The organism is Nocardioides sp. J54 (assembly GCF_000519005.1).
GTDB lineage: Bacteria > Actinomycetota > Actinomycetes > Propionibacteriales > Nocardioidaceae > Nocardioides.
The window spans coordinates 1-15,342 of the sequence record NZ_JAER01000008.1; the positions used below are offsets into that span (position 1 = coordinate 1).

General features: G+C 74.1%; 15 protein-coding genes. 11 read left to right on the forward strand and 4 right to left on the reverse strand.

Annotated elements, in window-relative coordinates; translation table 11 throughout:
• Positions 1-968 precede the first annotated feature (968 nt).
• Positions 969-1,556: a TIGR00730 family Rossman fold protein gene (locus NOCJ54_RS0107560; RefSeq protein ID WP_028655020.1), complete on the forward strand. Its 588-nt coding sequence runs from the start codon at positions 969-971 to the stop codon at positions 1,554-1,556.
• Between the two features lie 41 nt (positions 1,557-1,597).
• Here NOCJ54_RS0107560 and NOCJ54_RS0107565 read toward each other — a convergent pair whose 3' ends face one another.
• The gene (locus NOCJ54_RS0107565) at positions 1,598-2,359 is read right to left on the reverse strand and encodes an enoyl-CoA hydratase-related protein (protein ID WP_332248987.1); all 762 of its coding nucleotides are present in this window, start codon (positions 2,357-2,359) and stop codon (positions 1,598-1,600) included.
• 69 nt (positions 2,360-2,428) lie between these two features.
• On the reverse strand, positions 2,429-3,616 hold the full coding sequence (locus tag NOCJ54_RS0107570) for a RimK family alpha-L-glutamate ligase (RefSeq protein ID WP_028655022.1): 1,188 nt from the start codon (positions 3,614-3,616) through the stop codon (positions 2,429-2,431).
• 47 nt (positions 3,617-3,663) lie between these two features.
• Here NOCJ54_RS0107570 and NOCJ54_RS0107575 point away from each other — a divergent pair, with 47 nt between their 5' ends.
• The 10 genes from NOCJ54_RS0107575 to NOCJ54_RS0107620 all read left to right on the forward strand — a co-directional run bounded on the left by NOCJ54_RS0107575 (position 3,664) and on the right by NOCJ54_RS0107620 (position 14,022).
• Positions 3,664-4,173 carry an ATP-dependent zinc protease family protein gene (locus NOCJ54_RS0107575; RefSeq protein ID WP_028655023.1) on the forward strand — a complete coding sequence of 170 codons (510 nt, stop codon included), beginning with the start codon at positions 3,664-3,666 and terminating at the stop codon, positions 4,171-4,173.
• Positions 4,160-5,170, forward strand: coding sequence for a succinylglutamate desuccinylase/aspartoacylase family protein (locus tag NOCJ54_RS24425; RefSeq protein WP_036517220.1), 1,011 nt, complete (start codon positions 4,160-4,162; stop codon positions 5,168-5,170). Before NOCJ54_RS0107575 ends, NOCJ54_RS24425 begins: the two co-directional genes overlap by 14 nt.
• A 55-nt stretch (positions 5,171-5,225) precedes the next feature.
• Positions 5,226-6,740, forward strand: a complete 1,515-nt coding sequence (locus NOCJ54_RS0107585) for a molybdopterin-dependent oxidoreductase (protein WP_028655024.1) — start codon at positions 5,226-5,228, stop codon at positions 6,738-6,740.
• A 121-nt stretch (positions 6,741-6,861) separates the two neighbouring features.
• Positions 6,862-7,545, forward strand: a complete 684-nt coding sequence (locus NOCJ54_RS0107590; protein ID WP_028655025.1) for a fasciclin domain-containing protein — start codon at positions 6,862-6,864, stop codon at positions 7,543-7,545.
• 38 nt (positions 7,546-7,583) lie between these two features.
• Positions 7,584-8,189 carry an ECF RNA polymerase sigma factor SigK gene (gene sigK / locus NOCJ54_RS0107595; protein WP_028655026.1) on the forward strand — a complete coding sequence of 202 codons (606 nt, stop codon included), beginning with the start codon at positions 7,584-7,586 and terminating at the stop codon, positions 8,187-8,189.
• Positions 8,186-8,971, forward strand: a complete 786-nt coding sequence (locus NOCJ54_RS0107600; protein ID WP_028655027.1) for an anti-sigma factor — start codon at positions 8,186-8,188, stop codon at positions 8,969-8,971. Before sigK ends, NOCJ54_RS0107600 begins: the two co-directional genes overlap by 4 nt.
• Positions 8,971-11,055: an FAD-dependent oxidoreductase gene (locus tag NOCJ54_RS28120; protein WP_051485584.1), complete on the forward strand. Its 2,085-nt coding sequence runs from the start codon at positions 8,971-8,973 to the stop codon at positions 11,053-11,055. The genes NOCJ54_RS0107600 and NOCJ54_RS28120 overlap by 1 nt, the downstream gene beginning before the upstream one ends.
• On the forward strand, positions 11,052-12,326 hold the full coding sequence (locus tag NOCJ54_RS0107610) for a class I SAM-dependent methyltransferase (RefSeq protein WP_028655028.1): 1,275 nt from the start codon (positions 11,052-11,054) through the stop codon (positions 12,324-12,326). The genes NOCJ54_RS28120 and NOCJ54_RS0107610 overlap by 4 nt, the downstream gene beginning before the upstream one ends.
• The gene (locus NOCJ54_RS24435; protein ID WP_051485585.1) at positions 12,326-13,189 is read left to right on the forward strand and encodes a class I SAM-dependent methyltransferase; all 864 of its coding nucleotides are present in this window, start codon (positions 12,326-12,328) and stop codon (positions 13,187-13,189) included. Before NOCJ54_RS0107610 ends, NOCJ54_RS24435 begins: the two co-directional genes overlap by 1 nt.
• Positions 13,186-14,022, forward strand: coding sequence for a DUF1295 domain-containing protein (locus tag NOCJ54_RS0107620; protein ID WP_028655029.1), 837 nt, complete (start codon positions 13,186-13,188; stop codon positions 14,020-14,022). The genes NOCJ54_RS24435 and NOCJ54_RS0107620 overlap by 4 nt, the downstream gene beginning before the upstream one ends.
• Here the strand turns inward: NOCJ54_RS0107620 and NOCJ54_RS0107625 are convergent.
• Both NOCJ54_RS0107625 and NOCJ54_RS0107630 read right to left on the reverse strand, forming a co-directional pair.
• A complete protein-coding gene (locus tag NOCJ54_RS0107625) occupies positions 14,007-14,726 on the reverse strand; it encodes a hypothetical protein (protein ID WP_028655030.1) in 720 nt (239 codons plus the stop codon). The genes NOCJ54_RS0107620 and NOCJ54_RS0107625 overlap by 16 nt on opposite strands.
• Positions 14,723-15,226 (reverse strand): SigE family RNA polymerase sigma factor, encoded by a 504-nt coding sequence (locus NOCJ54_RS0107630; RefSeq protein WP_028655031.1) that lies wholly within the window; start codon positions 15,224-15,226, stop codon positions 14,723-14,725. Before NOCJ54_RS0107630 ends, NOCJ54_RS0107625 begins: the two co-directional genes overlap by 4 nt.
• Between the last annotated feature and the right edge of the window lie 116 nt (positions 15,227-15,342).

Consider the following 15,342-nt stretch of genomic DNA (forward strand, 5'->3'; position numbering starts at 1 on the left):
CCACTCGTCGATCTCGAGCTGATGCCGGGTCTCGGTGTTCTCAGCGATCGTCGACAGCAGTGATGCTGTCGACGGGGTGCTGGTTCCGAGCTCCATGACTGGATTCTTCCAGAGACCACCGACACTTTGATTCGCCGGAAACCCGCCTGTGGACTGGGGATTCTCCAGAATCTACGATCCACAGCCTGCCTTGAACGCCCGGTGGTTTCGAGGCTCCTCGCTAGCGCTCGTCGCACCTCAACCACCGGAGCTGGCGCGGGAAGTGAGCCGCGAGCGCGGGGACGTGCACGACCTCCGGAGGAGGGCTGCAGCCGCGCAGCGGCGGCGCCGACGCTGTCCGTGCCGACAGCGATCAACCGCCGCTGGTTGAGGTGCGAGGCGCCCCAGCGCCGAGCCTCGAAACCAGTGGCCCGGTGCACCGGACTGTGCCGGGCGCAGCCCGCCAGCAACGCCCGGAGGTTTCGAGGCTCCTCGCTAGCGCTCGTCGCACCTCAACCACCGGGAGTTGAGCCCCCAGCAAGACCAGCCCACGACCGCCTACCCAGCCGCAAGCCGACCGCCGGACCCGACCACCCACCCAGCTTCTCGTCGCTGCCTCTCGGAGCTGTACCGGCTCGTGACCGCAGCCTGTCCGGGACCACGACGACCGCCTACCCAACCGCAAGCCGACCGCCGGACCCGACCACCCACCCAGCCTCCTCGTCGCTGCCTCTCGCAGCTGTACCGGTTGCGCGACCGAAGCTCGCAGGCATCCGCCACGAAGCTGCCGGACCGCAAGCCGACCGCCGGGCCCGACCACCTACCCAGCCGTCCTCGTCGCTGCCCTTTCGGCACTGTGCCGGCTGGGAAGCCGCAGCCTCGGGGGAGCTGCCCCGAGTCCGGCGCTCTCGCCGATGCGGAGGACTGTTCCACCTGCACCGGCTACGCAACCGAAGCCCGAGCAGCACCAACCCCCTAGCCTGTCCCGCATGGCACGCGAGCTCCGACGAGTAGCCGTCTTCTGCGCCTCCTCCACCGGCACGGACGAGGACCTGGTCCGGGCGGCGTACGACGTGGGGCGGGGTCTTGCGGAACGCGGGATCGGCCTGGTCTACGGCGCCGGCGGGCACGGGCTGATGGGGGCGGTGTCGGACGGCGCGCTCGAGGCGGGCGGCGAGGTGATCGGGGTGATCCCCCGCAGCATGGTCGAGCGGGAGTGGGGGCGCGCGGACCTCACCGAGCTGCACGTGGTGGAGACGATGCACGAGCGGAAGGCGTTGATGGCGGAGAAGGCGGACGCCTTCCTCTGCCTGCCGGGCGGGCTGGGGACGCTCGAGGAGATCGTCGAGGTGTGGAGCTGGCGGCAGATCGGGTTCAACGACGACCCGGTGTGCTTCTTCGACACCAAGGGCTTCTGGCAGCCCCTGCTCGGTGCGCTGCAGGGACTGGTGGACGCGGGCTTCGTGCGGCAGGACGTGCTCGACGACGTGGTGGTCGCCGACGACCTGGACGCGGCGCTGGCCGGGCTGGCGGACCGGGTCGGTGCGACGTTCGTCGACAAGCTGCGCGGCACCTGACCCGGCCCACCTGACCCGGCCCACCCGGGCCGGCCGGCGGGTCAGCCCTTCTTGCGGTTGAGGAACGCGGTCATCGCCTCGCGGGCCTCGTCGGAGCCGAAGAGGCGGGCGCTGAGCTCGACCAGCTCCTCGCCCTTCGCGTCGATCCGCTCGAGCAGCTCGGCGCCGACGAGCTTCTTGGTCTCGCGCAGCCCCTGCGCGGCACCCGTGGCGATCTTGGCGACGACGTCGTCGACGGTGGCCTGCAGCTCCGCGGCGGGGACTGCGAAGGTGGCCAGGCCGTAGTCGCGGGCCTCGGTGCCGCTGAACACCTCGCCGCCCAGGGCGGTCCAGGCCAGGCCGCGCGGGGTGAGCCGCGGGAAGACGGTCAGCGAGATGACGGCCGGGGTGAGGCCGAGCTTCACCTCGGTGAGCGCGAAGGTGGCGTCCTCGGCGACGACCACGACGTCGGAGGCGGCGACGATCCCGATGCCGCCGGCGCGCGCCGCGCCCTCGACGACGGTGACGACCGGCTTGGTCAGCGCGACGATCTGGCGCTGGACGGCGACGATCGCGCGGGCTCCCTCGTGCATCGGCACGGTGGAGGCCTCGGACAGGTCGGCGCCGGAGCAGAACACCCGGCCGGACGAGCGCAGCTGCACGACCCGGACGCTGTCGTCCTCGTCAGCCCTCGTGAGCCGGTCGACCAGCTCGGTGACGAGCTGGCGCGAGAGCGCGTTGCGGTTGTGCGGCGAGTCGAGCGTGATCGTCGCGACGCCGTCGGCGACGTCGAGGTGGACGAGCTCGGCAGGTGCGTCAGTCATGGGCGCCATCCTGCCGGATCCGCGCCGCGCGACCACCCGCGAACGTGGGTCCCGGCACCGCGTGCCGGATCAGCCCTCGTGGATCGGCTTGCGGGGCAGCTTCTTGACCCGGGTCCGCTTGCGGCGGGCGGGGATCATCGAGCGCATCTCCTCGAGCTTGCCGAAGCAGAGCAACCGGTCCTCGGCCTCGAGCACGTGGTGCGGGAAGGGGTTCGGGATGACCACGGTGCCGCGGTGGAGGGTGAGCACGGAGATGTCGCGGTCGCGCAGGCCGGAGTCGCCGATGGACTTGCCGACGAGGTCGGCGTCGCCGTGGACGACGAGCTCGGCGACGCCGTACCCGGTCGAGACCGAGAGCCGCTCGCGGACGTCGATCTGCGGGAAGGCGACCTGGTTGTCGATGTAGTCGATGATCGCGCCGGCGACGTCGAGCTTGGTGGCCTGCTCGATGCCCTCCAGGCCCGGGGAGGAGTTGACCTCCATGACCAGCGGACCCTCGTCGGCCTCGAGCATGTCGACGCCGGCGACCTTGAGGCCCATGATCTGCGCGGCGCGTACGGCGGTGCGCTCGGCCTCGGGGTCGAGGGAGACCGGCTCGACGCTGCCGCCGCGGTGCACGTTGGAGCGGAACTCGTCGCCCTGGGCGACCCGGCGCATCGCGGCGACGACCCGGTCGCCGACGACGAGGGCGCGGATGTCGCGGCCGCGGCTCTCGGCGACGAAGCGCTGGATGAGCACCTGCTGCCTCGTGCTCTGCAGGGTCTCGATGATCGCCTCGGCGACCTTGATGTCCGGGGCGAGGATGACGCCGATGCCCTGCGTGCCCTCGAGCAGCTTGATCACGACCGGGGCGCCGCCGACGCGCTCGATCGCGGGGATCACGTCGGCGCGGTCGCGGACGAAGGTGGTCGCCGGCATCCCGATGTTGTGGCGGGACAGGATCTGCGAGGCGCGCAGCTTGTCGCGGGAGTTCGAGATGCCGTTCGCGGTGTTGGGCGTGTAGACGTCCATCTGCTCGAACTGCCGGACGACGGCGGTGCCGAAGTAGGTGATCGAGTTGCCGATGCGTGGCAGCACGGCGTCGTAGTCGGACAGCTGCTTGCCGCGGAACTGCAGGTCCGGCTCGTCGCCGGACAGGTCGATCGCGAAGCGCAGGGTGTTGAGCACCTTCACCTGGTGGCCGCGGTCGAGCGCGGCGGTGCGCAGCCGCTGGGTGCTGTAGGACCGGGGTGCGCGCGAGAGGATCGCAAGCTTCATTCCTGGGACTTCGTTCCGCGGGTAGGAGTGCCTGCTTGGATGTCAGGGTGGCCAGCACCCATTCAAGCAGCCCGCCGGTCGTCGCCGGCTGGCGCGAGTGGGTGCGCCTCCCGGGCCTGGGCGTGGGCCCGGTGAAGGCCAAGCTCGACACCGGCGCGCGGACCTCCGCGCTGCACGCCTTCGACCTCGCCCACTTCGAGCGGGGCGGTGAGACGTGGGTGCGCTTCTCGGTCCACCCGTGGCAGCGCTCGGCGGAGGACGCGGTGTACGTCGAGTGCCCGGTCCACGACCGTCGTACCGTCCGCAGCTCGACGGGCCACACCCAGGAGCGCTTCGTCGTGCTGACCGAGCTCGAGCTCCTCGGCCGCACCGTCACCACCGAGGTGACGCTGACCCGGCGCGACGAGATGGGCTTCCGGATGCTCGTCGGGCGCGAGGCGCTGCGGCAGGGCTTCCTCGTCGACTCCGGCCACTCCTACCTCGGCGGGCGCCCGCCCCGGAAGGTGCGCCGCAAGAACCGCGGCGTCGCGACGGGGGTGCCGCGTGGCCCTGCGTGAGTCCTTCGCGATCGGCAACGTCCGGGTCCGCGCCGGGTCGACCAAGGAGGTCGAGCTCCCGATCACCCGGCTGGTGACCGGCGGTGACGTGAGCCTGCCCGTGCGGGTCGTGCACGGCCGCGCCGACGGCCCGACCGTGTGGGTGAACGCGGCGATCCACGGCGACGAGGTGCTCGGCGTCGAGGTGATCCGGCAGGCGATGGCGACGTTGTCCGCCCGCACCTTCCGCGGCACGCTGGTCGCCGTCCCGGTGGTCAACGTGCTCGGGTTCATGAGCGGCGACCGCTACCTGCCGGACCGCCGCGACCTCAACCGCTCGTTCCCGGGCTCGGCGCGCGGGTCGCTCGCGAGCCGGATCGCGCACCTGTTCATGACCGAGGTCGTCAGCAAGTGCGACGTCGGCATCGACCTGCACACCGCCGCCGACCGGCGGACCAACCTGCCGCAGATCCGCGCCGACCTCGACGACCCGCGCACCCGGGAGCTCGCCGAGGCCTTCGGTGCGCCGGTGATGCTGCACGCCCGCCTGCGCGACGGCTCGCTGCGCCAGGCGGCGCGCGACCGCGGGGCGACCGTGCTGCTCTACGAGGCCGGTGAGGCGCTGCGCTTCGACGAGGACGCGATCGCCGTCGGGGTGCGCGGGGTGCGCCGCGTGCTGGCCGCGCTCGACATGATCGACGCCGAGTCCGACGACGAGCAGCTCCCCACGGTGGTCGAGGCACGCTCGAGCACGTGGGTCCGGGCCCGCGGGACCGGGATCCTGCACCTCGACGTGCACCTCGGCGAGTGGGTCGAGGAGGGCCAGCGGCTGGGCGGCCTCTCCGACACCTTCGGGCGGCGGGTGCGCCTCGTGCACGCGGACCGCGCCGGGATCGTGATCGGCCTGACCCGCGCCCCGATCGTCCACGCGGGTGACGCGCTGGTGCACATCGCCACCGAGGTCGCGCCGCCCGAGCCCGCCGAGCCGCGCGACGCGCCGGAGGCCGAGGACCACTGACCCGGTCCGGGCGACCCCGGACATCCGCCGACCCGGTCGGCTCCGAAGCACCCCCATGAGGACACGACTGCCCTGGGCGGCATACGGCGTGCTGGCGACCCTGGCCGGGGTGGGGCTCGCGCACCTCGCCGCCGCCCTGACCGACCCGGCGGCGTCGCCGGTGCTGGCCGTCGGCTCCGCGGTCGTCGACCTGACGCCCGCCCCGGCCAAGGAGTGGGCGATCCGGCAGTTCGGCAGCGCCGACAAGGCGGTGCTCGTCGGCTCCGTGCTGGCCGGCGTGCTCGTGCTCGCCGCCGTCGCCGGGCTGGTCGCCCGGCGGCGACCTCGGGCCGGGGCGGCGGTGCTGCTCGGGCTGGTGCTGGTCGCCGCCGCCGCGGTCGTCAGCCGCCCCGAGGCCGGTGCCGTCGACCTGCTGCCGGCGCTGGTCGCAGCCGTGGCCGGTCCGGCCGCGCTGGCCCTGCTGGCCCGCGCCCACCGCGAGTCCGGGCGGGCCGGCGACGCGGGGGACGGCAGCCGGCGCACCCTGCTGGTCACCGCCGCCGCGCTGGGCGCCACCGCGGCGGTCGGCGGCTTCGCCGGCCGGGTGGTCGCCTCGCTGCGGGCCCGCCCCGAGGACGTCGCCCTGCCCGCGCCGGCCGACGCCGCGCCTGCGCTCCCCCGGGGCCTGGACGACCAGGTCCCGGGCATCACGCCCTTCCGCACCGCCAACGCCGACTTCTACCGCGTCGACACCCGCCTCGACGTGCCCGTGGTGAGCACCGACGACTGGACGCTCACCATCGACGGCGACGTCGCGAGGAAGGTCACGCTGACCTTCGACGACCTGCTCGCCATGCCCCTGGTCGAGCGCGACATCACGCTGACCTGCGTCTCCAACAGCGTCGGCGGCCCGTACGTCGGCGGCGCGCGCTGGCTGGGCGTCCGGCTCACCGACGTGCTCGACCTGGCCGGGATCGCCGGCACCTCCGCGGACCAGCTGCTGTCCACCGACGTCGACGGGATGACGATCAGCACCCCGCTGGCGCTCGCCACCGACGGCCGCGACGCGCTGCTCGCGGTCGGGATGAACGGCGAGCCGCTGCCGCGGGAGCACGGCTTCCCGGTGCGGATGGTGGTCCCCGGTCTCTACGGGTTCGTCAGCGCCACGAAGTGGCTCTCCCGGCTCACCCTGACCACCTACGCCGAGCGGGAGGCGTACTGGACCGCCCGCGGCTGGGCGACCGACGCGCCGATCAAGATCGCCGCCCGGATCGACACGCCTCGGGCGCTGGCGCAGCTCGACGCCGGCGACGTCGTCGTGGGCGGCGTCGCCTGGGCCCAGGAGCGCGGCGGGATCGCGACGGTGCAGGTGCGCATCGACGGCGGCCCGTGGCGCGACACGCAGCTCGGCCCCGACGGCGGCGACGACTACTGGCGGCAGTGGTTCCTCCGCTGGCCGGCCACCCCGGGGTCCCACCGGATCGCGGTGCGCGCCGTCTCCGGCGACGGCGAGCCCCAGCCGGCCGTGCGGGCCGAGCCCTTCCCCGACGGCGCCAGCGGCCTGCACGAGCTCATCGTGACCGTGTCCTGACCCGCTCCCGGGCAGCCCCCGACCAGCCCGTCAGAAAAAGTTCGCGCCGGCCCCATCCGCCGGAGCGGCGGCTCCGAAGAACACACGAGACCCCGTCCACGCCCCTACGGAAGGCACCCCCATGAAGCTCCAGAAGCTCCGCCGCACCACCGGTGTCGGCATCGCCGTCATCGCCCTCAGCGCCACCTTCGCCGCCTGCAGCAGCGAGGACGACGAGCCCACCGGCGGCTCCGACACCACCTCCTCCGAGACCTCCGAGGACGCCGGCGCCGAGGACGCGATGGCCGAGGGCGGCAACGCCGAGGTGTTCGGCCCCGCCTGCTCCGCCGTCCCCACCGAGGGCGAGGGCTCGCTCGACGGCATGGTCGACGACCCGGTCGCCACCGCCGCGAGCAACAACCCGCTGCTCAGCACGCTGGTCACCGCCGTGACGAGCATCGACGGCCTGGCCGACACCCTCAACGGCGCCGAGGAGCTCACCGTCTTCGCGCCGTACGACGACGCGTTCGCCGAGATCCCCGAGGAGGACCTCAACGGCCTCGTCGAGGAGGGCCAGCAGAAGGGTGACAAGAGCACCCTCTACAAGATCCTCGCCCACCACGTGGTCGGCGCCAACGCCACCGCCGACGCGGTCGTCGGCGACCACGAGACCCTCGCCGGCGACCAGCTGACCGTGGACGGCGACCCCGCCTCGGGCATGACCGTCACCGACGGCACCGTCACGGCGAACGTGCTCTGCGGCAACATCCCGACCGCGAACGCCACCGTCTACGTGATCGACAAGGTGCTCACCGGGGTCAAGTGACCTCGTCAGCCCTTCGGTACCTCTGGAAGGATCAGCAGATGGATGCGGTCCCCGACGACCCGGCCGGCGTCCCCCTCGCGGGGGCGCCGGCCGGCGCCGGCCCCGACCTCGGCGCGCTGCTGAAGCGCTCGGCCCGCGGTGACGAGGCCGCGTTCGCCGAGCTCTACGACGCCACCGCCGCCCGCGTGCACGGCCTGGTCGTGCGCGTGGTCCGCGACCGGGCGCAGTCCGACGAGGTCACCCAGGAGGTCTTCCTCGAGGTCTGGCGCCAGGCCAGCCGGTACGACGCCACGCGCGGCAGTGCCCTGGCCTGGCTGATGACCATCGCCCACCGCAAGGCGGTGGACCGGGTGCGCAGCGCCGAGGCCGCCTCCCGGCGGGACGTGGTCTACGAGGAGACCAACCGCTCCGTCCCCCACGACGAGACGGCCGAGGCCGCGACCGCCTCCCTGGAGGCGGCCCGGGTCCGCGCCGCGCTCGCCAGCCTGACCGACGTCCAGCGCGAGGCCATCGAGCTGGCGTACTTCGGCGGCTACACCCACACCGAGGTGGCCGCGCTGCTCGACCTGCCGGTCGGGACGGCGAAGACACGGATCCGCGACGGATTGATCCGCCTGCGCGACTCGATCGGAGTAGGAACATGACCGATCACGACCTGCACGCCCTCTCCGGCGCCTACGCGCTCGACGCGCTCGACGCCGACGAGCGGGCCCGCTTCGAGGCCCACCTCGCCGACTGCGCCGGGTGCCGTGAGGAGGTGGCCAGCCTCCAGGAGGCGGCCGCCCTGCTCGGCACCGACGAGGTCGAGCCCCCCTCCTCCGTCCGCGACGCCGTGCTCTCCGGCATCGGTGCGATCCGCCCGCTGCCGCCGATCACCGAGGACCGCCCCGAGGACCGCACCGACCGCCGCCCCGGCGACCACGCGGCCGCGGAGGACGACGAGCTCGCCGGCCGTCGTACCCGCCACTCGCTGCTGCACCGCCTGGGCCGCACCCCGCTGCTCGTCGCCGCGGCCGCCGTCCTGCTGCTCGCCGTCGGCACCGCGCTGGTCCGGCCCTGGGCCGACGACCCGCAGCAGCTCACCCCCGAGCAGCGGGTGCTGGCCGCCGAGGACGCGACCCGCGTCCAGCAGGAGTTCCCCGACGGCTCCCGGGCCACGGTCGTCCTCTCGCGCAGCGAAGGCCGCGCCGTGATCGTCACCGAGGACATGGCACCGGCCCCCGAGGGCAAGGTCTACGAGATCTGGCTGCAGACGCCGCAGGGGTCGATGGTCCCCGCCGGCCTGATGCCCGACGACCCCGACACCACCCTGCTGCTCGACGGCGACGCCTCCGAGGCCACCGCCGTCGGCATCACGGTCGAGCCGGACGGCGGGTCGCCGGAGCCGACGTCCGAGCCCATCGCCGTGCTCTCCCTGGACACGTGATGAGGACCCCGACGACACCGCGGCGCGTCGCCGTGGTGGGCTCCGGCGTCGCCGGCCTCACCGCGGCACACGTCGCCTCGCACCCCGCGAACGGCGCCCACGTCACGCTCCTCGAGGCCGACGACCGGCTCGGCGGGCACGCCGACACCCACGACGTGGTCGACCCGACCGGCCGCGAGCTGCGCATCGACAGCGGCTTCATCGTGCACAACCGCCGCACCTACCCGACCCTGCTGCGACTCTTCGACGAGCTCGGCGTCGCGACCCTGGAGTCGGAGATGTCGATGTCGATCAGCGACGAGGAGACCGGCCTGGAGTGGGCCGGCGCGCTCGGCCGCCGCGGTGTCTTCCCCGCGGGCGCCGGCAACCACCGCAACCCCCGCTACCTGCGGATGCTGGGCGAGGTGCCACGCTTCCACCGCCGCGCCCGGCGCCTGCTCGACGCCGCCGCGGACCCGGCCGCCGACCCGACGACGCTCGCGGAGTTCCTCGACGCCGGCCGCTTCTCGCCGTACTTCCGCCGCCACTTCATGGAGCCGCTGGTGGCGGCCGTGTGGTCGTGCGACCCCGACACCGCGCTGGACTACCCGGCGGCCTACCTCTTCGCCTTCCTCTCCCACCACGGGATGCTGCAGGTCTTCGGCTCGCCCACCTGGCGCACCGTCGCCGGCGGCTCGCGCACCTACGTCGACGCGGTCGCCGCGACGCTGCGCGAGCGCGGCGCCGACGTCCGCACCGGCAGCCCGGTCCACTCCGTGCGGGAGACCGCCGACGTCGTCGAGGTCGTCACCGACCGCGGCACCGAGGTGTACGACGCCGTCGTGGTCGCCACGCACCCCGACCAGGCCCTGCGGCTGCTCGCCGACCCGACCCCGGCGCAGCGCGAGGTGCTCGGCGCGATGCCGTACAGCCCCAACACCGCGCTGCTGCACACCGACACCCGGCTGATGCCCGGCGTCGCCGACGCGCACGCGTCGTGGAACTTCCGCCGTCCCGCCGCGGACCGGGCCGGTGTGCTCGTCACCTACGACATGACCCGGCTGCAGCGGTTGCCCACCGACACCCGCTACCTGGTGACCCTCGGCGGGGAGGACCTCGTCGACCCGGACACGGTGCTCGTGCGCCGCGACTACGCGCACCCGCTCTACACGCCCTCCTCGGTCGCCGCCCAGCGCCGGCTGCCGGAGATCGACAGCGACCACGTCGTCTTCGCCGGCGCCTACCACGGCTGGGGCTTCCACGAGGACGGCGCCCGCTCCGGCCTCGCCGCCGCCGAGCGCCTCGGCCTGGCCTGGTCCCGTCCGGTGGTCGAGGTGCGAGGCCGTCGTCCCGCCGCCACGTCGTACCGCGCCTCCCTGGTGCACCAGCGTCGCGAGCCGGTGGAGAGCTCCTTCGAGCACCGCACCCGCACCTGGGTCGTCGACCTCGACCAGGTCGGTCCCGACGGCCGGGTGCCCGGCGGTCGCGGCCGGTTCCTGGGCCGCGACCACTTCGACGGTGACACGACCTCCGTGCGCGAGGGCCTGGACCGGTTCCTGGCCGCGCACGGCATCGACCTGCGGGGCGGCCGCGCGCTGATGGCCGCGCTCCCCCGGGCGTACGGTCACTGCTTCAACCCCATCTCGATCCACTGGTGCTGGGCCGACCGGGAGGGAGGCGGCCGCCCCGCAGCCACCGTCGTCGAGGTGCACAACACCTACGGCGACCGCCACGCCTACCTGCTCGACACCGACGAGCGGGGCCGGGCCGTGGTGGACAAGGCGATGTACGTGTCGCCCTTCCACGGCGTCGACGGCCACTACGAGGTCGTCGCACCCCCGCCGGACCCGGCGACCGGCCGCCTCCGGCTCGCCGTCGGCCTGCGCACCGCCGACGGCGCCCGCTTCGACGCCGGCCTCCTCGGTGCGCCGGCGCGACCGCCCCTGCTCGCCCTCGCCGGCCTGCGCGGCGCCGCGCTCATCCGCGCCCACGGCGTCGCGCTGTGGCTGCGCCGGCTGCCGGTGCAGCCCCGACCTGACCACCACCCCCGTCCCCTCGCCGCGGCCCCGCGCCGCCGCGAGCTCGAGGAAGGCCTCCGCCCATGACCGTGACCGACCACCTCCCCACCTCGCCCTGGGTCGGCCTGCAGCCGGTGTCGACCGGAGGCGTGGCCGCCCGCGTCGCCGAGCGGCTCTTCCGCTCCGCGCTGGGCCGCCGCAAGGTCACCGTGCGGCTCGAGCACCCCGACGGCACGACCGAGGTCCTCGGCCTCGGCGGACCCGGCATCGTGGTGCACCGGCCGGCGGAGCTCTTCGCCCGCGTCGGGCGCGACAAGCTGATCGGCTTCGGCGAGGCCTACATGACCGGCGCCTGGTCCGAGGACGGCACGCCCGGCGACGGCGTGCTCGGCGAGTTCCTGACGGTGCTCGCCGCCGACATGGCGCACCTCGTGCCGCCCTCGCTGCAGAAGCTCCGTGCCGTCGTCGCACCGCGCCGCCCGCGCAGCCAGCGGGGCAGCCGCGAGAACACGCAGTCCAACGTGGCCCACCACTACGACCTCTCGAACGACCTCTTCGCGGCCTTCCTCGACCCGACGCTGTCGTACTCCTCGGCCCTCTTCGAGGATCTCGAGACCGCCCTCGCCGAGGACTTCGTGGCAGCGCAGCACCGCAAGATCGACCGGCTGCTCGACCAGGCCGGCGTCACCGCGGGCACCCGCCTGCTGGAGATCGGCACCGGCTGGGGCGAGCTCGCGATCCGCGCCGCAGCCCGCGGCGCCGACGTCCGCTCGATCACCCTGTCCGTGGAGCAGCAGCGGCTGGCCCGGGAGCGGATCGCCGCCGCCGGGCACGCCGAGCGGGTCTCGGTCGACCTGTGCGACTACCGCGCCCTGCTGGACGAGCCCGCCGGGGCGTACGACGCGGTGGTGTCCGTCGAGATGATCGAGGCCGTCGGGCGGGAGTTCTGGCCGGCGTACTTCCGCACGCTGGACCACGTGCTCGCGCCGGGCGGTGCGGTCGCGATCCAGGGCATCACGATGTCCCACGAGCGGATGCTGGCGACCCGGTCGACGCACACCTTCATCACCAAGTACATCTTCCCGGGCGGTGCCCTGCCGTCGGTCGAGGCGATCCGCCAGGTCATCGGTCGGCACACCTCGCTGCACGTCAGCGACGAGCTGGCGATGGGTGCGCACTACGCCCCGACGCTGCGCCGGTGGGACCTCGCCTTCCTCGCCTCCCGTGGGCGCGTCGCCGAGCTCGGCTTCGACGAGACCTTCGTGCGGATGTGGCACTTCTACCTGGAGTACTGCCGGGCCGGGTTCACGTCGGGCTACATCGACAACCACCAGCTGACGTTCACCCGGGAGGCGTGATGTCCGACCTGCCCGACGTCGTGCACCTCCAGCCCCGGCAGCCGTCCGGCGGTCCGACGGCCCCGGGCGGCGACGCGGATGTCGCGCCCCGCCTCGAGCGGGCGCTGCGCCCGTTCGTCGGGGGTGACTTGCCGGTCCGGCTGGTCGCCTGGGACGGCTCCACCGCCGGACCCGACGTCGCCCCCGTCGTGGAGCTGCGCTCCCCGGACGCGCTGCGCCGGCTGCTGTGGCACCCCGGCGAGCTCGGCGCGGCGCAGGCCTACGTCACCGGTGAGCTGGAGGTGCGCGGCGACCTCGACACCGCGCTGCGCCGCGGGGTGGCCGACCGCGTCGAGATCCGGCTGTGCGACTACCGCGACGCGGTCCCGGCGGCAGGTGACGAGCGGTACGACGCCGTCGCCTCCCTCGAGATGGGCGAGCACGTCGGCCAGTCGAACTACCCGACCTACGCCCGGGTGCTGCACGACGCGGTCCGCCCCGGTGGCCGGGTCCTCGTGCAGCAGATGTCGCGCAGCGGCCGCTGGCCCGGCGGCGGACCGTTCATCGAGTCCTTCATCGCCCCCGACATGCACATGCGCCCGGTCGGGGAGACGGTCGCGCTGCTCGAGGCGTCCGGCCTCGAGGCGCGCGACGTGCACGCGCTGCGGGAGCACTACGTGCTCACCGTCGCCGGCTGGCTCGAGCGGTTCGAGGCGAACGTCGACGCCCTGGCGGCACTGGTCGGCGAGGAGCTGGTCCGCGTGTGGCGGCTCTACCTCGTCGGCGGCTCGATGGCCTTCCGCGACGGCAGGATGGGCGTCGACCAGGTCCTGCTCGTGCGTCCCGGTGCGGCGCACGGCCTGCCGTGGAGGAGGTCCTCGTGAACGTGCTCATCTCGATCCTCGCCGCCCTTGCCGCGGCAGCGCTGGTCATGACGGGGACCGCGCTCGTCGCCCGCCGGCAGGGCCGGGTGGCGATCGTCGACGTGGCGTGGGGGCTGGGCTTCGTGCTGGCCGCCGTCGCGTCCGGCGCCGCGGCCCTGCTGCTCGACGCCGGTGACGCCGTGCGCACCGGCATCGTCGTGGCGATGGTCGCCGTCTGGGGCCTGCGCCTGGCGGCCCACATCGGCCGGCGCAGCGCGGGCCACCGCGACGAGGACCCCCGCTACGTCAAGCTCCTCGGCGGCACGCTCGCCGAGGTCGGCATGGCCCGCGCCGTGCGCAAGGTCTTCGCCATCCAGGGCGCTGCCCTCGCGTTCGTCGCCCTGCCCGTCGCGGTCGGCGTCGTCCAGGACGTCGCGTGGTGGCCGGTGGTCGTGCTGGGCGTCGTCGTCTGGGCCGTCGGCCTGGTCTTCGAGGCGGTCGGTGACGCGCAGCTGTCGGCCTACCGCGCCCAGCCCCGCGAGAGCCGGCCCCCGGTGCTCGACACCGGCCTGTGGGCGTGGACCCGGCACCCGAACTACTTCGGCGACTCGTGCGTGTGGTGGGGCACCTGGCTCGCGGGCGGCCTCGCGTCGGGCTGGGTCGTCGGCCTCGCGACCGTCGCGGCGCCGGCGGTGATGACGTACTTCCTGGTCCACGCCACGGGCGCCCGCCTGCTCGAGCAGACGATGATGAAGCGTCCCGGCTACCCGGAGTACGCCGCCCGCACGCCGCTCTTCCTCCCGCGGCCCCCGCGTCGGCAGGACCGGGGTCGCCGGGGTCACCGGGTCCCGTAGACCCCGATCCCGAGCCGGACCTCCCCGACGTCGCGGGTGTAGCGCCGCCCGTCGGCGTCGGTCAGCCGGACCGTGAGCTCGACGTTGCGCCCGGGCGCGACGTAGCGGTCGCGCTCGGTGCCGTCGGGCCGGGTCCGCGAGACCAGGATGCCGGGCCGGTCGCCACCGCCCTCGGGGTTGAAGGAGTAGGCACCGAAGGTGTCCTCCGGCTCGGGACCGGACGTGCAGGACACCTGGAAGACGTGCCACCCGTCGAGCTCCACCGTCACCCACGGCATCCGGCGGTCCCCCGGGACCGGCTCGGTGGTCGTGCAGTGGACGGTGAAGGTCGCGTCGGCCGGCAGCACCAGCCCGCGGGTGATCGCGCGCTCCCCCGGCTCGCCCACCACCGACGAGACCAGCGGCTCACCCTCGACCACGGCCGGGAAGGTGACGTCGGCGCCCCGGGTGGGGTCGACGCTGCCGTCGGTGACCGTCGGCGCCGGGTCGTCGGCCGGGCCGGGACCGGCGTCCCGCCCGAGCAGGGCGACGGCCAGGGCACCGCCGCCGACCACGGCCAGGGCGGCCAGGGCGGCGACGGCGTGCCGGCGGCGTCGTACCGTGCGGACGCGGTGGGCGACCTCGGTGGGTCGGGCGGCGAGTCCGTCGTCGCCGTCGGGTGCGTGCGTGGCGAGCGCCTGCCGCAGGTCGTCGAGGGTGTTCATGCGCGGTCCTCCTCAGGGGCGAGCGCGGGGTCGATGCGGAGCTTGGCGAGGGCGCGGCTGCACTGGCTCTTGACGTTGCCGACGCTGCAGCCGAGGACCCGGGCGGTCTCCGCCTCGGTGAGGTCCTCGAAGTAGCGCAGCACCACCACCGCGCGCTGCCTGCGCGGGAGCCGGCCGACCGCGGTCCAGAGGTCGTGGCGGGCGTCGCTGCGCTCGGCTCCCGTGGAGGACGCGGAGCCGGTCGGCTCCGGCAGCTCGTCCGTGGCGTGCTCGCCGTTCCACCTGCGCCGCCACCAGGAGGCGTAGGTGTTGACCAGGATCCTGCGGACGTACGGCTCCGGGTCGCCGTCGATGCGGCGCCAGGCGAACCACGCCTTGGTGAGCGCGGTCTGCAGGAGGTCCTCGGCGAGCGCGTGGTCCCGGGTGAGCAGGTACGCCGTGCGCAGCAACGCGCTCGACCGGGCCGCGACGAAGGCGTCGAAGTCGGCCCGTGCCTGCATCGCTCCTCCTGGCGTGCTCCGTCTTCCCTGCGCGGTTCCCGGCGCCGTTCCCTGGGCCGATCCCTGTGCCGGGGGCGGGGACTGGATGGTGTTCACGTGGTGTTCCACCGCCCGGG